Source organism: Candidimonas sp. SYP-B2681 (genome assembly GCF_003971065.1).
Classification (GTDB): domain Bacteria; phylum Pseudomonadota; class Gammaproteobacteria; order Burkholderiales; family Burkholderiaceae_B; genus Pollutimonas.
The window spans coordinates 1-556 of record NZ_RYDV01000028.1; the positions used below are offsets into that span (position 1 = coordinate 1).

The window sequence follows — 556 nt, forward strand, 5'->3', positions numbered from 1 at the left end:
GCGCCCTTTCCATAAATACACTTCGTTGTGCTTCTTCCAGATTGTTAAAGAACAGAGTAAAACCATTAAGCACTAAGCCTAACGAGGAGCATCCTGAGAAACTCTCAAGACGCTCGTCGTTACCCTTAAGGCCATTCAACAGCCGACACCACGACGACCAGCGGCTCACAACCCGCAGCGCCTGAGCGCGTGTGGTGGAGGATGACGGGATCGAACCGACGACCCCCTGCTTGCAAAGCAGGTGCTCTCCCAGCTGAGCTAATCCCCCGCACCGGTAAAACCGTACTGGTGGGTCAAGTTGGAATCGAACCAACGACCCCCGCCTTATCAAGACGGTGCTCTAACCGACTGAGCTACTGACCCAGTGTGCGCCAGGCCCCGGGGCGCTCGCGCGCTGGGACCCAAACGTAACCCTGTCGTGGCTTACTCTTTATTCAAACAGCCAATAAGTGTGGACGCTTTCGCTTCGTGTGCTTTCGCTCTAAAAGGAGGTGATCCAGCCGCACCTTCCGATACGGCTACCTTGTTACGACTTCACCCCAGTCATGAATCCTAC

General features: G+C 55.2%; 2 tRNA genes and 1 rRNA gene. All 3 read right to left on the minus strand.

Annotation, left to right across the window (positions count from 1 at the left end):
* Positions 1–192: 192 nt before the first annotated feature.
* Positions 193–268 (minus strand) — tRNA-Ala (locus EKL30_RS18745).
* A gap of 18 nt (positions 269–286) precedes the next feature.
* Positions 287–363, minus strand: a tRNA-Ile gene (locus EKL30_RS18750).
* Positions 364–484: 121 nt separating this feature from the next.
* Positions 485–556, minus strand: a 16S ribosomal RNA gene (locus tag EKL30_RS18755); the annotation flags it as partial.